This is a genomic window from uncultured Dechloromonas sp. (genome assembly GCF_945957265.1).
Classification (GTDB): domain Bacteria; phylum Pseudomonadota; class Gammaproteobacteria; order Burkholderiales; family Rhodocyclaceae; genus Azonexus.
The window spans coordinates 32,136-47,020 of the sequence record NZ_CAMFKO010000022.1 but is presented as its reverse complement, the minus strand read 5'-3'; the positions used below and the strand labels follow the sequence as shown (position 1 = coordinate 47,020).

Sequence of the window (14,885 nt, the reverse complement as noted above, 5' to 3'; positions counted from 1 at the left end):
AATTCTTTTTGTAGCTGCCGCCCCGGTCCGGATCAGATCTGGGGTATTTCCTCGTCGCGAAAACGCTGGCGCACCTCGATGACGTCTTCCCAGCCGGCGAGAAAAGCCTCGACGCACATCGGGTCGAAATGCTTGCCCCTCCCGTCTTCGAGAAAGCGGCAGGCATCGTCCAGGGACCAGGCGCGCTTGTAGGGGCGTTCCGACGTCAGCGCATCGAAGACATCGGCCACCGCCACAATGCGGCCGAACTGGGGAATCTGGCCGCCCTTCAAGCCTTGCGGATAGCCGGTGCCATCGTATTTCTCGTGGTGCGAAAGCGCCACCTCGGCGCCGGCCCGCAGGATTTCCGAGCCGCTGTCCTTGAGCAGCTCGTAGCCGATCCGGGCATGGCCCTTCATCACCTCGAACTCCTCGGGCGTCAGCTTGCCCGGCTTCAGGAGAATGTAGTCCGGGATGCCGATCTTGCCGACATCGTGCATCGGCGCCGCCTCGAGAATCAGCTTCTCCATGGCCGGGCCGAGATCCAGCCCGCGCGCGATGATCTGCGAGTAGTGCGCCATGCGCTGGATATGGGCGCCGGTTTCCGGGTCGCGGAACTCGGCGGCCCGCGACATGCGGAAGATCAGTTCCTTTTCCCGCTGGCGGATGTCGCTGGTTCGTTCATCGACCAGCTTTTCAAGATGCTTGGCGCGATCCGCCAGGAACTTCTGGCCGGTGCGCAGCGACAGCATGTTGCGGGCCCGCGCCGAAAACTCGACGCGGTCGATCGGCTTGGTCAGGAAATCGTTGGCGCCGCCGAGCAGCGCTTCGTAACGAACGTCCTTCTGGTCGTTGGCGGTGATCATCAGCACCGGGATCTCGTCCCGGCCGTGCAAGGCGCGGAAGGCGCCGATGAAACGGAGACCGTCCATCTCCGGCATCATGTAGTCGACAATGACCAGATCGGGCTCGTTTTCCCGACACCACTCGAGCGCCTTGAGCGGATTGTCGAAAAGCACCGGGCTGCACTCGCCAAGCTTGAGCACCAGAGCCTTGATCAGGGTCAGGTTGATGTCGCTGTCGTCGATGATCAAGACGGTGTGCATGGCAAATTCGGCTTGCAGGGGAGTAATCGCTGCGAGTATATAATGCCCCGCCATGAAACTGCTCTTCGATCTCTTCCCCGTCATCCTCTTTTTCGCGGCTTTCAAATACTCGGAAAAGAATCCGGAAACCGCCGCCAGCTGGGTCGCCACGCTGCTCGGATCGGCCCTGGTCGATGCCAAGCAGGCGCCGATCCTGCTCGCCACCGTCGTCGTCATCGCGGCCACCGTCGCCCAGATCGTCTGGGTGCACTTCCGCCACGGCAAGGTGGACAAGATGCTGTGGATCAGCCTTGGCCTGGTCGTCGTCTTCGGCGGCCTGACCCTGGCTTTCCAGAACGAAGCCTTCATCAAGTGGAAACCGACCATCCTCTACTGGGTGTTCGCCGTCAGCATGGGCTTCAGCGCGCTGGTCCTCCGGAAGAACCCGATGAAGGCGATGCTCGGCGAGCAACTGACCCTGCCCGACGCGGTCTGGGGCAAGGTCAACCTGTCGTGGATCGCCTTCTTCACAATCATGGGCGTGCTCAACCTGGTGATTGCCTTCAATTTCCCGACCGACACCTGGGTCAATTTCAAACTCTTCGGCGGCATGGGCCTGATGCTGGTCTTCGTGCTCGCCCAAGGCATGTTCCTGTCCAAATACATGGAGGAAGAAAAGTAATGCTCTACGTCATCATCGGTGAAGACCGCGCCGGCAGCCTCGATCAGCGCCTGGCCTCGCGCCCGGCCCATCTGGAGCGCCTGCAGGCCTTGCAGGCGGAAGCTCGCCTGATCCTGGCCGGCCCCTGCCCGGCCATCGACTCGCCGGACCCCGGCCCCGCCGGTTTCTCGGGCAGCATCATCATCGCCGAATTCGCCTCGCTCGATGCCGCCAAGGCCTGGGCCGACGCCGACCCCTACATCGCGGCCGGCGTATACGAGAAGGTCACCGTCAAACCGTTCAAGAAGGCCCTGCCGGCGTGAGCAGCGCGACGGTCGAACTGCTCCGCCAGCGCCTGAGCGTGCTGCAACCGGCATCCCTGGCCATCCGCGACGATTCGCACCTGCATGCCGGCCATGCCGGCGCCCGCGATGGCGGCGGCCATTACCATGTCGACATCGTCGCCATGGTTTTTGCCGGCAAAAACACCGTCGCCCGCCATCGCTTGATTTATGATGCTGCCGGTGATCTGATGCGCGGCCCGATCCATGCGCTCAGCATCTGCGCGGAAGTGCCCGGCGCAGTATAATTTTCAGGTTGTTCTCCACCCAAGGATAAGATACATGCATAAGCTCTCCCGTTTGGCCGCCCTGCTCGTCGCCGGCGCCATCGTTTCCGCCCCGGCACTGGCTGCCGAAAAGGGCAAGGCTTTCGCCACCGTCAACGGCCAGCCGATTTCGCAAACCGTCTTCAACGCCTTCACCGCCGAGCAGCAGGCCCAGGGCGCCCCGGATTCGCCGGAACTGAAGGACGCCATCAAGGAAGAACTGGTTCGCCGCGAAATCCTCGCCCAGGAAGCCAAGAAGAAGGGCCTGGACAAGAACCCGAACATTCAGGGGCAGATCGAACTGGCCAAGCAGGCCGTGCTCATCCGCGCCTTCCTCTCCGACTACGTCAAGGCCCACCCGATCAGCGAAGCCCAGCTCAAGGCCGAATACGAACTGATCAAGACCAACCTCGGCAGCACCGAGTACAAGTCCCGCCACGTCCTGGTCGAAAAGGAAGAGGACGCCAAGGCCATCATCGCCAAGCTCGACAAGGGCGAAAAGTTCTCCGAACTGGCCAAGCAGTCCAAGGACCCGGGTTCCAAGGACAAGGGCGGCGACCTCGGCTGGAGCTCCCCGGCCGCCTACGTCAAGCCGTTCGGCGAAGCGCTGACCAAGCTGAAGAAGGGTGAATACACCAAGGCTCCGGTCAAGTCCGACTTCGGCTATCACGTCATCCAGCTCGAAGACTCCCGTCCGGCCACGCCGCCGCCGTTCGACCAGGTCAAGCCGCAACTGCAGCAGCGCGCCAGCCAGCAGCAGATCGAGACCCTGGTCAAGGAACTGCGCGGCAAGGCGAAGGTCGACTAAAACCCGGCCCCGCGTGCGAAAATCGCCACACCCAGTGTGGTCCGGAAAATGCCCACCCTCGGTGGGCATTTTCTTTTGGGAGAGAAGATCGTGTTCAGCCGCCTGAAAAACCTGTTCGGCAAATCCGCCGACACCCGCAGCGACAACGAAACCGCCGACGGCGGCAACGGCGGGCCGGGCCTGGCCAGCCAGACGCCCTTCCTGCGCCGCGAAGCCGTGTTCGATCGCAACAACCGCCTGGCCGGCCACGTTTTCCGGCTGCAGCACGCCTCCACCGCGGCCGATGCCGCCGCCAGCCTGCAACGCGACCACGACGACGCCCTGCTCGCGGCGCTGCTCGCCAGCGACGAGGCGTGGAACAAGACCCTGGCCTACCTTCCGCTCAGCTCGGCCAGCCTCGACTCGCCCGTGCTCGAGAAGCTCGCCGGCAGCAACGTGATGCTGCTCATCCAGCTTGCCCCCGATGCGGAAGCCGACCTGGTTGCCGAGGCCATCGCCCGCCTGCGCGAACGCGACTACCGCTTCGGGCTGTTCCGGCAACCGAAGAATCCGGCCTTCACCAAGATCATCCAGAAAGTCGATTGCGCCGCCATCGACGTGGCCGGCAGCGAACCCGGCTCGATCCGCGACTTTTCGGCGGCGGTGCGGGCCGGTGTCCGGGAGAACGCCATCCACCTCCTGGCTTGCAACATCGATACCGACGACGACCTCCAGCTCTGCCTGCAATGGCATTTCGACGCCTGCCATGGGCGCTTCGCCGAACGCTCCGCCACCCGGCAGCAGGACCCCGGCGGCGACCCGCACAAGGCGCAATTGCTGAACCTGCTGCGTCTCGTCCAGGGCGATGCGGAAACCGCCGAGATCGCCGACGCGATGAAGCAGGACCCGGTACTCAGCTTTCGCGTCCTGCGCTATCTCAACTCGCCGATGCTCGGACTGACGCGGCGGATCGACTCGCTCGAGCAGGCCTTGATCATCCTCGGCCGGCAGCGCCTCACCCGCTGGCTGGCGGTGCTGCTGTTCTCGGTTCGCGAACCGCAGATGAGCGACTGGTTGCTGGTCGAGAACGCGCTGACCCGCGGCCGCCTGATGGAACTCCTGGCCGAACGCCTGGTGCCGGGGCAGGCGCACGATCCCTTCTTCCTGACCGGCATCTTCTCCTGCCTCGATCGCCTGCTGCACCGTCCGCTCGCCGACATTCTCGCCACCATGCCGATCGCCGACGAAATCCGCCAGGCGCTGCTCGAACGCAGCGGCCCCTACGCGTCGCTGCTGGCCGTCGCCGAACAATCGGAAGCGCTCGACCAGTCGGGCATGTCCGCCGCGGCGCAAGGCGCCGGGGTCGGCCCGGACATGGTCAACCGCGCCCTGCTCGCCGCCACGGCGTGGGCCAGCGAAGTGACCGAGTACTGGGAATGACCGGCCGATCGGCAGAAACTTGATTCAGATTGCGGCGAATCGCCGAGGCAAACGGCACAATCCCGCCCGATGCGCCTCCGATTCCTCCTGATTCTCCCGCTGCTCGGCCTGCCCCTGGCGGCAGCCGCCGAGCAGTCCCTGCAGACATGGCTGGACATGGCGCTGCCGGGCACTGTCCTGCGCCTGCCCGCCGGCCAGTACCGCGGCCCGGCGACGATCAGCAAGCCGCTGACCCTGGAAGCCCAGGGCAAGGTCGTCATCGACGGCGGCGGCAAAGGCACGGTGCTGACCATCAAATCCGACCGGGTCACCGTGCGCGGCCTCGTCATCCGCGGCAGCGGCGGCTCGCATGACAGCATCGACGGCGGCATCATGGCCGAAGGCAACGACCTGCTGATCGAGAACAACGTGGTCGAAGACGTGCTGTTCGGCATTTCGCTGCACAAAACCAAGGACAGCGTCGTGCGCGGCAACCGCATCCGCTCCCGCCCCGTCGATTCCGCCGACCGCGGCGACGGCATCCGCCTCTGGTACAGCACGGGAAACCGCATCGAGAACAACGACATCGCGCAGATCCGGGATGTCACCGTCAGCAATTCGCCGCGCAACCGCTACACCGGAAACACCATCCGCGACAGCCGGCGCGCCTTCAACTTCCTGTTCGCCCACCGCAGCCTGATCGAAGGCAACCTGCTCGAAAAGAACTCGACCGGCATCGTCGCCCTCAATTCCGACGGCCTGATCATCCGCAACAACCGCATCCTGCATGCCATGGATGCCTCGGGGGCCGGCGTCGCCCTCAAGGAAACCTCGGCTGCGCTGATCCAGGGCAACGAAATCGTGCATTGCGCGCACGGCATCATGGCCGACTCGCCGATGAACCCGATCAACCGCATCGTCTTCATCGACAACACCATCGCCCACAACATCACCGGCATCTATTTCTATGGCGCCAAGGGCGGCCACATCGCCATCAACAACACCTTCAAGAGCAATCTGTGGCCGGTCACCATCATCGGCGACGGCGACCCGATGAACGACACCTGGTGGGGCAACCGCTGGGACACCTACGAAGGCTTCGACCTCGATGGCGACGGTTTCGGCGACAAGCCGCACGAGTTGCACGCCTGGGCCGACCGCATCTGGATGGAAACGCCGAGCGCGACCTTCTTCCGGAATTCGCCGGTGCTGGAACTGCTCGACTTCCTTGAACGGCTGGCCCCCTTTTCGACGCCCAGCCTGATTCTCAGGGATACCGCCCCGCGCATGCGCAAGTAAGCGCGCGGCGCCGGGAAGGCGGACTCAATCGAGGCCGTCGAGAACGTCCTCGATCAGGTCGTCCACCGCGCCCAGCGACAAGTTGAAATAGGCGCACATCGCGGGAGCAGCCTTGTCCCACTCCCCGTCTCCGCCCCCGACGCCTTTGAGACGGCTGATATGTTCGGCCAGGACGCCCAGCCCGATCAAGGCGCGGGCGGTATCGCTCAGGCTGTCCGGCTTGGCAAGGGCGGCATAGTCGTGATGGTAGAGGACCGCTTCGGCGAGCACGTCGGCCAAATGCCAGCGTTTCGCCAGGAAATAGCCGACCACCGCGTGGTTGGTGCCCAATTCGCTGTCTTCGATATCCGTGAAGCGCCGCTCGTCGCAGCGATTGGCCTTGGCCAGCACGTCCTTGGTCTGGGGAAAACGCTTCATCAGCAGCGGAATGCCGCAATCGTGAAACAGCCCGAAGGTATAGGCAATGTCCGGCCGCGCGCAGCGCAGGCGCCGGGCAAGCTCGGCCGAAATCCGCGCGGTCAGGGCCGAGCTGTCCCAGAAACGTTCCATCGAAATGTCGTTACCGCTGGCCAGTGCAACCTGCAGCAAGTGTCCGACCACCATGCTGAACACGCTCTGCATGCCCAGCACCGTGATCGCCTGCGCGACGGAGGCCACCTTGCGCCCGGTCGAGAAGGCTGGCGAATTGGCGATCAGCATGACGTGACCGGAGAGGGCGACATCCTGGCTGATCAGGCGGACCACTTCGCGCTGATCCGGCACCTCCCTCTTCAGCTCGGCGTCGAGCGCGATCAGGATGGCCGGGCAGGGAGGAATATCGACCCCGTTCAACATGCTGGGCAACAACTTCTCTTCCGCGACGGCGTTCATGTGAGTCATTCTCCAAATCTGCAGCAGAGACTACCACTTACAGCATACTCGGAAAATATAACAAAAGTCATAGCTGGTATTCGTCACCGCCGCCCTGCATCGCCATTTCCACCACCCGCCTTGACAGATGCGGGGCAAACAAGCCAATCAGATCAAAGTCATAGCGCCGCAGGTAGGTTCCGCGGCGCAGCGCCAGGCGCGTCGTGTTGGATTCGAACAGGTGGCTGGCATCGAGCGCGACCAGGCCCGAATCGCGCTGGGGGTCGACCGCCAGCGCGGAGATGATCCCCAAACCCAGCCCGAGGCCGACATAGGTCTTGATCACGTCGGCATCCAGCGCGGTGAGCGCGACGTTCGGCTGCGTTCCGATGCGCTCGAAAGCCCGGTTGATGCGCGAGCGGCCGGTAAATGCCGTGTCGTAGGTGATCAGCGGCCAACGCGCCAGTTCGTTCAGCGACAAGGGCTGGCAGTCGAGAATCGGGTGATTCTCCGGCACGATCACGCAATGGCTCCATTGGCGCACCGGCAGGGTTATCAGTTGCGGGTACTGGTCGAGCGCTTCCGTGGCAATGCCGATATCGGCCTCGCCGGCCACCACCCATTCGGCAATCTGCGTCGGGCTGCCCTGGTGCATCTCGAGCTTGACCGACGGATGCTGGGCGACGAAATCCCGCACCACGATGGGCAAGGCGTAGCGCGCCTGGGTATGCGTCGCGGCCAGCACCAGCCGCCCGCTCTCCCCGGATGCGAACTCGGCGCTCGCCCGCTTCAGGTTTTCGGATTCGCGCAGGATGCGCTCGGCGATTTCCAGCACCACCTTGCCCGGCTCGGTGACCCCGGTGAAGCGTTTGCCGCTGCGCTCGAAGATGGCCACCCCCAATTCGTCCTCGAGCAGCTTGACTTGCTTGGAGATGCCGGGCTGCGAGGTATAGAGCGTCTCGGCCGCCTCGGAGACGTTCAGGCCCTGGCGCTGGATTTCGACGATGTAACGAAGTTGCTGGAGTTTCATGGCTGGTCGCTAGTCCCTAGTTGCTAGTTATTAGCCATGGCGTCGTCGCTGGAAACTATCGGCTAATAACTAATATTTATAACAATCTAACCCAATATTCTTTTTGATTCAAACCGGCGCTGCTACGATGCGCTCCCATGGATTATCTCTATACCCTTTCCGGCTTCGCGGTCGGTGCAATCGTCGGCCTGACCGGCGTTGGCGGCGGCTCGCTGATGACGCCGCTGCTCGTGCTGCTGTTCGGCGTGCATCCGGCCACGGCCGTCGGCACCGACCTGCTCTACGCGGCGATGACCAAGGCCGGCGGCACCGTGGCGCACGGCCGCAAGGGGCATATCGACTGGGGCATCACGCTGCGCCTGGCCGCCGGCAGTATCCCGGCCGCCGCCATCACCATCCTCGTCCTCTCCCAGCTGCCCAAGGGCAGCAACACCATCGGCGACATCATTTCCCACGGCCTGGGCTTCGCGCTGATGCTGACCGCCATCGCCATCACCTTCGGCCGCAAGCTGCGCGAGTACGCCGGCAAGCACGAAGACTCCCCGCTGCGCCAGTGCTGCCTGGGCAAGATCACCGTCGCCGTCGGCGCCATCCTCGGCGTGCTGGTCACCATTTCGTCGGTCGGAGCCGGCGCGCTGGGCGTTGCCGCGCTGTTTTTCCTCTACCCCAAACTTTCGCCCGTTAAAATTGTCGGATCGGATGTCGCCCATGCCGTGCCGCTGACCCTGGTCGCCGGCCTGGGCCACTGGATGCTCGGCGGCGTCGACTGGTCGCTGCTGGGCGCATTGCTGCTCGGTTCGCTGCCCGGCATCTGGGTCGGCAGCCATCTTTCCGCCAAGGTACCGGAGCACATCCTGCGCCGCATCCTGGCCTCCATGCTGGTGCTGATCGGCACCAAGCTGGTTTTTGCCTGATTTACCGAAGGACGTTTCATGTACAAATACGATGCCATCGACCGCCAACTGATCAACGAGCGCGTTGCCCAGTTCCGCGACCAGGTTCGCCGCTGGAAGGCCGGCGAGCTGGCCGATGACGAATTCCGCCCGCTGCGCCTGCAGAACGGCCTCTACATCCAGCGCCACGCGCCGATGTTCCGCATCGCCGTGCCCTACGGCATGCTGAACGCCGCCCAGCTGCGCGCCATGGCCTCGGTCGCCCGCAAGTACGACCGCGGCTACGGCCACTTCACGACCCGCCACAACCTGCAGCTGAACTGGCCGAAGGTCGAAGACGTGCCGGACATCCTCGCCGAGCTGGCCGAGGTCGAGGTGCACGCCATCCAGACGTCGGGCAACTGCCTGCGCAACATCACCACCGACCAGTTCGCCGGCGTCGCCGCCGACGAGATCATCGACCCGCGCCCGCTGGCCGAGATCATGCGCCAGTGGACCACCTTCCATCCGGAATTCGCCTTCCTGCCGCGCAAATTCAAGATCGCCATTTCCGGTACCCGCGAAGACCGCGCCGTCACCTGGTTCCACGACATCGGCCTGCACCTCAAGGTGGTCGACGGCCAGGTCGGTTTCACCGTCATCGTCGGCGGCGGCCTGGGCCGCACGCCGATCCGCGGCGAAGTGATCCGCGACTTCCTGCCCTGGCATGACATCCTCTCCTATTGCGAAGCCGTGCTCCGCGTCTACAACCGCTACGGCCGCCGCGACAACGCCTACAAGGCGCGCATCAAGATTCTTGTCCAGTCGCTCGGCATCGACGCCTTCCGCGAGCAGGTCGAGGCCGAATGGGCGCATGGCAAGGGCGGTCCGATGACCATCACCCAGGCCGAATACGACCGCGTCGCCGCCCACTTCACCGCGCCGGCCTACGAGCCGGTCGGCGACGTCGCGCTGCCGGACGAAAAAGCCTTCCTCAACTGGCTGGCGCGCAACACCCACCCCCACAAGGTGCCGGGCTATGCCGCCGTCACCCTGTCGCTGAAGAAGCACGGCATCGCGCCGGGCGACATCACCTCCGAGCAGATGGAAACCGTCGCCGACCTGGCCGACCGCTACAGCTTCGGCGAACTGCGCATCAGCCACGAGCAGAACATCATCCTCGCCGACGTCAAGCAGACCGAGCTCCACGAAGTCTGGCAAAAGGCCAAGGCGGCCGGCCTGGCGACGCCCAACGTCGGCCTGCTGACCGGCATGATCTGCTGCCCGGGCGGCGACTTCTGCGACCTGGCCAACGCCAAGTCCATCCCCATCGCCACCGCCATCCAGGCCCGTTTCGACAACCTCGACTACCTCTTCGACATCGGCGAGATCGACCTCAACATCTCCGGCTGCATGAACGCCTGCGGCCACCACCACGTCGGCCACATCGGCGTGCTCGGCGTGGACAAGAACGATGCCGAGTTCTACCAGGTCACGCTGGGCGGCCGCCAGGGCAACGATGCCAGGCTCGGCAAGGTGATCGGCCCGTCCTTCGCCGCCGACGAAATGCCGGACGCCGTCGAGAAGATCGTTCAGGTCTACCTGGAAAACCGCCACGAGGACGAGCGCTTCATCGACACCTTCGATCGCATCGGCATCGACCCGTTCAAGAACCGCGTTTACGAAGGCCGCGCCCACGGCAAGGCCAAGGCAGCACAGAAGGAGGCCGCATAATGTCCCAACTGATCAAAAACGGCGCTGCGGCGGCCGATAGCTGGAAAACGCTGGAAATCGGCGAAGGCGAAACGCCCGAAACCGTCGCCCTGCCCGCCGGCGACATCCTTTTCCCGCTCGCCGTCTGGCAGGCCCGCCAGGCGGAACTCGCCGGCCGCGAACGCCTCGGCCTGCTGCTGCAGCCGGACGACAAGGTCGAGGACGTGGCCGCCGATGTCGCCCGCTTCGCGCTGATCGCCGTCAACTTTCCCAAGTTCGTCGATGGCCGCGGCTACTCGACCGCTGCCCTGCTCCGCCAGCGCTACGGCTACACCGGCGAACTGCGCGCCGTCGGCAACGTGCTGCACGACCAGCTGTTCTTCATGAAGCGCGTCGGCTTCGACAGCCATGCGCTGACCGACGGCAAGAACCTGGCCTATGCCATCGAGCAGGGTTTCGCTCCGTTCAGCGACGGCTACCAGGGCGCGACCGACCAGCCGCAACCCTATTTCCGCCGCCGCGCCTGATCTTCCGGGAACAAACATGAATCCGAGCCTGCTCAACGTCACGCCCGAACTCGCCGCCAGCGTCGCCGCCAAGAGCGATGCGGCGCGCGCCCTGCTCGCCGACATCGCCGGCGAATGGGCGCCGGCCACCTTCGCCAACAGCCTGGGCGCCGAGGACATGGTGCTGACCGACCTGATCGTCAAGTCCGGCCTGCCCATCGAGATCTTCAGCCTCGACACCGGCCGCCTGCCGCTCGAAACCTACGACCTGATGGCCGCCGTGCACAAGCACTACGACCTCAAGCTCAAGGTCTATTTCCCGCAGGCCGAGGCCGTCGAGAACTACGTGCGCGCCCATGGCATCAACGCCTTCTACGACTCCATCGAGCTGCGTAAGGCCTGCTGCCATGCCCGCAAGGTCGAGCCGCTGCAACGCGCCCTCGCCGGCAAGAAGGCCTGGATCACCGGCCTGCGCGCCCAGCAGGCCGCCACCCGCGTCGGCCTGCCGACCCGCGAATACGACGAAGGCAACAAGCTGGAAAAATTCAACCCGCTTTCCGACTGGACGGAAAAGGAAGTCTGGACCTACATCAAGCAGAATGGCGTGCCCTACAACGCCCTGCACGACAAGTTCTACCCCAGCATCGGCTGTGCCCCCTGCACGCGCGCCATTTCGCTGGGCGAGGATGTGCGGGCCGGGCGCTGGTGGTGGGAAAATGCCGACACCAAGGAATGCGGCCTTCATTTGAAGGCCGGCTCGTAAATCGGCATTTCGTCGTAGGCTAACGTCGCGCAGCGAATGTTGAGCCGCAAAGCGGCGGCCGGAGACAAAACCCCGAATCGAAGGAATGCGGACTGCACGTCAAGAGCTGATCGCACTCGCCTCCCCCCGACAAGCCCGGCTTCACGCCGGGCTTTCTTTTTTCTGCGATGGTGCGCTCGCCGCCAAACCGATTTACCATGCGAAGCAGATGAACAAGCTCAGCGGCGCCCCTGCCGACAGAAGCCATACATAACACTGACGCAACCCCGACGATGTCCGGTATCACTCCCAACGACAAATCCCGGCCGCGCCGCTGGAAACTCTATCTTTCCCTGACCATCCTCGCCCTCGGCGCCGGTGCCGGCACGCTGGCCTGGATCGAGCTGCAGGAATCGAATTTCCAGGCGACGTATTTCAACCAGATGGCGCGGACATCGTCCTGGAAGCTGGAGCCCGGCGCAGACGCGAACATCTGGCTGCCGAGCACCGGACCCTACGACCAGCGGCTCGGTTACGCCCAGCTCAAGGCCTTCCTGCCCCGGATGACCGCGGCCGGCTTCACGGTGGCCGCCCAGGCGCGGCAATCCCAGGGCTTCCGCGATATCGTCGGACAAGGACATTTCCCGATCTACCGCGAGAAATCGCGGGCCGGCCTGACCATTCTCGACCGCCACGACCAGGCGCTGTACGACAGCCAGTACCCCCGCCTGCAGTACCCCGACTTCGACGCCATCCCGCCCGTGCTGGTGGAAGCCCTGCTGTTCATCGAGAACCGCGACCTGCTCGACCCGAATACGCCGAAACGCAACCCGGCCGTCGACTGGGGGCGCCTGACCCGCGTCGCGGCCGGACAGGCCATGCGCCAGGTCAACCTGGGCGGCAGCGGTCGCGCCGGCGGCAGCACCCTGGCGACGCAGATCGAGAAATTCCGCCACTCGCCGGGCGGCCGCACGCACGATACCGACGACAAGTTCCACCAGATGATGTCGGCCGCCCTGCGCGCCTACCAGGACAGCGAAGAGACCCTGCAGGCGCGCCGGCGCATCGTGCTCGACTTCATCAACTCGGTGCCGCTCGGCGGCATTCCCGGCTACGGCGAGGTCAATGGCCTGGGCGACGGCCTGTGGGCCTGGTACGGCCACGACTTCGCCAAGGTCAACCAGCTGCTGAACGACCCCGGCGCCGACCTGATCGAGCGCGCCCAGGCCTTCAAGCAGGCGCTGTCGCTGTTCGTCGCCCAGCGCCGCCCGTCCGGCCTGCTCGGCGACACCACCGGCCGCCTCAATGCGCTCACCGACAGCTACATCCGCCTGCTTGCCGAAGACCACCTGATTCCCGCCGATCTCCGCGAAGCGGCGCTCCGGGTGACCATCCACCCGGCCCGCCAGGCCCGCCCCGGCGAGGAGGTCTCCTTCGTCGAACGCAAGGCGGTCAACGACATCCGAAGCTCGCTCAGCGACCTGCTCGACGTCGAAAACCTCTACGCCCTCGACCGCTACGACCTGAACGTGCACACCACCCTGGACGGCCCCAGCCAGCAGGCGGTCACGCGTGTGCTGAACCGCCTGGCCGACCCGGCCTTCCTGGCCTGCGCCGGTTTCAAGGAGGCCCGCCTGCTGGCCAATGGCGATCCCCGGCAAGTCAATTACAGCCTCACGCTCTACGAACGCACGCCGACCGCCAATGTCCTGCGCATCCAGGCCGACAATCTCGACCAGCCGCTCGACATCAATGCCGGCACCAAGCTCGACCTCGGCTCCAGCGCCAAATTCCGCACCCTGGTCTCCTACTTGCTGGTCGTCGCCGACCTGCACAAGCGCTACGGCACCATGCCGGCGGAGGAGCTGGCCAAACTGCCGCGCCATCCGGCCGACCGCCTGAGCAACTGGGCCATCGACATCCTGCGCGCCAAGCCGGACACCGCGCTCGAAGCCCTGCTCGAGGCGGCCATGGAGCGCCGCTACCCGGCCAACCCCGGCGAAACCTTCTTCACCGGCGGCGGCATCCACCGCTTCGGCAACTTCAAGCACGAGGACGACGGCAAGAACCCGAGCGTCGCCGAAGCGCTGGAACAGTCGGTCAACCTCTCCTTCGTCCGCATCATGCAGGACGTCGTCCATTACCACGCCTACGAAGCCGCCGACGCCCCGGCGCGCGGCCTGCGCGACAAGGACGACGACGATACCCGCCAGGCTTTCCTCAACCGCTTCGCCGAGCGCGAGGGCCTGGGCTTCCTGCGCACCTACTGGCACAAGTACCGCGACGTGGCGCCGGAGGACCGCCAGGAAGTCCTCGCCGACTCCGTTCCCGGTCGCCCGGTGCCGCAGGCCGCGGCCTACCTGAGCGTGCGCCCGAAGAGCGACTTTGCCGAGTTCTCGGCCTTCATGCGCAAGCGACTCGGCGACAAGGCGGGCACCGATGCCGGCCTGCGCAAGCTGTTCGACACCCATGCCGCCCGCCAGTACAGCCTGGCCGACCAGGGCTACCTGGCCCGCGTGCATCCGCTGGAACTGTGGCTGGTCCGCCACCTGCAAGGCCAGCCGAAGGCGACCTTGAAAGATATCGTGCCGGCCAGCGTCGAAGCCCGCCGCGATGCCTCGAAATGGCTGTTCGCCCCCCGTTTCAAGCATGCCCAGCAGGTGCGCATCAACATCGTCGTCGAGGTCGCCGCCTTCGAGCGCATCGCCGAGGAGTGGCGGCGCCTGGGCTACCCGTTCGAGCACCTGGTGCCGTCGCTGGCCACCTCGATCGGCAGCTCCGCCGACCGCCCGGCCGCCCTCGCCGAACTGATGGGCATCGTCGTCAACGACGGCATCCGCCGGCCGACGGTGCGCATCGACCAGCTGCGTTTCGCCGCCGACACGCCCTTCGAAACCCGCCTCGAACGCCAGCCGGAAGCCGGCGAGCGCGTGATGCCGGCCGAAGTCGCCCAGGTCACCCGCCGCGCCCTGCTGCGCGTGGTCAATAGCGGCACCGCCCGGCGACTCAAGGACACCTACCGCGACGACGCGGAAAAGCCGCTTGCCGTGGGCGGCAAGACCGGAACGGGCGACCACCGCTCGAAGGTCATCGGTGCCGATGGCGGCGTGCGCAGCGCCAAGGTCATGAATCGCGCCGCCACCTTCGCCTTCTATATCGGCGACCGTTTCTACGGGGTGGTCACCGCCTTCGTACCGGGCGCCAAGGCGGCCGCCTACGATTTCACGTCGGCGCTTCCCGTGCAGATCCTCAAGGAAATGGAACCCGCCCTGCGGCCGCTGATCGCCGACCGGCCGCAGGCTACTGGCAAGTGCAAGGGCTGACCGGCCGAGCTTG

At 65.1% G+C, this 14,885-nt stretch carries 14 protein-coding genes; 11 read left to right on the top strand and 3 right to left on the bottom strand.

Features of this window, described 5'->3' with window-relative positions:
* Positions 1–32: 32 nt before the first annotated feature.
* Complete coding sequence (locus Q0P59_RS12530) at positions 33–1,085, bottom strand: HD domain-containing phosphohydrolase (protein WP_295006799.1); 1,053 nt, start codon at positions 1,083–1,085, stop codon at positions 33–35.
* Positions 1,086–1,137: 52 nt separating this feature from the next.
* On the opposite strand from Q0P59_RS12530, the gene Q0P59_RS12525 reads away from it, so the two are divergent.
* The 6 genes from Q0P59_RS12525 (at position 1,138) to nosD (ending at position 5,837) form a co-directional block, all read left to right on the top strand.
* On the top strand, positions 1,138–1,746 hold the full coding sequence (locus tag Q0P59_RS12525) for a septation protein A (RefSeq protein ID WP_295006798.1): 609 nt from the start codon (positions 1,138–1,140) through the stop codon (positions 1,744–1,746).
* Entirely contained in the window at positions 1,746–2,048 is a 303-nt protein-coding gene (locus tag Q0P59_RS12520) for a YciI family protein (RefSeq protein ID WP_295006797.1), read from the top strand. Before Q0P59_RS12525 ends, Q0P59_RS12520 begins: the two co-directional genes overlap by 1 nt.
* Positions 2,045–2,314 carry a BolA family protein gene (locus Q0P59_RS12515; protein WP_295006796.1) on the top strand — a complete coding sequence of 90 codons (270 nt, stop codon included), beginning with the start codon at positions 2,045–2,047 and terminating at the stop codon, positions 2,312–2,314. The genes Q0P59_RS12520 and Q0P59_RS12515 overlap by 4 nt, the downstream gene beginning before the upstream one ends.
* 34 nt (positions 2,315–2,348) lie before the next feature.
* The gene (locus Q0P59_RS12510; protein WP_295006795.1) at positions 2,349–3,140 is read left to right on the top strand and encodes a peptidyl-prolyl cis-trans isomerase; all 792 of its coding nucleotides are present in this window, start codon (positions 2,349–2,351) and stop codon (positions 3,138–3,140) included.
* Between the two features lie 90 nt (positions 3,141–3,230).
* Positions 3,231–4,559: an HDOD domain-containing protein gene (locus Q0P59_RS12505; RefSeq protein ID WP_295006794.1), complete on the top strand. Its 1,329-nt coding sequence runs from the start codon at positions 3,231–3,233 to the stop codon at positions 4,557–4,559.
* 69 nt (positions 4,560–4,628) lie between these two features.
* Positions 4,629–5,837, top strand: a complete 1,209-nt coding sequence (nosD, locus tag Q0P59_RS12500; RefSeq protein WP_295006793.1) for a nitrous oxide reductase family maturation protein NosD — start codon at positions 4,629–4,631, stop codon at positions 5,835–5,837.
* Positions 5,838–5,861: 24 nt separating this feature from the next.
* Here the strand turns inward: nosD and Q0P59_RS12495 are convergent, their stop codons facing one another.
* Positions 5,862–6,707: an HDOD domain-containing protein gene (locus tag Q0P59_RS12495; protein WP_295006792.1), complete on the bottom strand. Its 846-nt coding sequence runs from the start codon at positions 6,705–6,707 to the stop codon at positions 5,862–5,864.
* Positions 6,708–6,774: 67 nt separating this feature from the next.
* Positions 6,775–7,716, bottom strand: a complete 942-nt coding sequence (locus Q0P59_RS12490) for a CysB family HTH-type transcriptional regulator (RefSeq protein WP_295006791.1) — start codon at positions 7,714–7,716, stop codon at positions 6,775–6,777.
* A 137-nt stretch (positions 7,717–7,853) separates the two neighbouring features.
* Here Q0P59_RS12490 and Q0P59_RS12485 point away from each other — a divergent pair, with 137 nt between their 5' ends.
* The 5 genes from Q0P59_RS12485 (at position 7,854) to Q0P59_RS12465 (ending at position 14,872) form a co-directional block, all read left to right on the top strand.
* The gene (locus Q0P59_RS12485; RefSeq protein ID WP_295006790.1) at positions 7,854–8,630 is read left to right on the top strand and encodes a sulfite exporter TauE/SafE family protein; all 777 of its coding nucleotides are present in this window, start codon (positions 7,854–7,856) and stop codon (positions 8,628–8,630) included.
* Between the two features lie 18 nt (positions 8,631–8,648).
* Positions 8,649–10,322 (top strand): nitrite/sulfite reductase, encoded by a 1,674-nt coding sequence (locus Q0P59_RS12480; protein ID WP_295006789.1) that lies wholly within the window; start codon positions 8,649–8,651, stop codon positions 10,320–10,322.
* On the top strand, positions 10,322–10,828 hold the full coding sequence (locus Q0P59_RS12475) for a DUF934 domain-containing protein (RefSeq protein WP_295006788.1): 507 nt from the start codon (positions 10,322–10,324) through the stop codon (positions 10,826–10,828). Before Q0P59_RS12480 ends, Q0P59_RS12475 begins: the two co-directional genes overlap by 1 nt.
* Positions 10,829–10,844: 16 nt before the next feature.
* Positions 10,845–11,570 carry a phosphoadenylyl-sulfate reductase gene (locus Q0P59_RS12470; protein ID WP_295006787.1) on the top strand — a complete coding sequence of 242 codons (726 nt, stop codon included), beginning with the start codon at positions 10,845–10,847 and terminating at the stop codon, positions 11,568–11,570.
* A gap of 272 nt (positions 11,571–11,842) precedes the next feature.
* Positions 11,843–14,872, top strand: coding sequence for a transglycosylase domain-containing protein (locus tag Q0P59_RS12465; RefSeq protein WP_295006786.1), 3,030 nt, complete (start codon positions 11,843–11,845; stop codon positions 14,870–14,872).
* Positions 14,873–14,885: the final 13 nt, after the last annotated feature.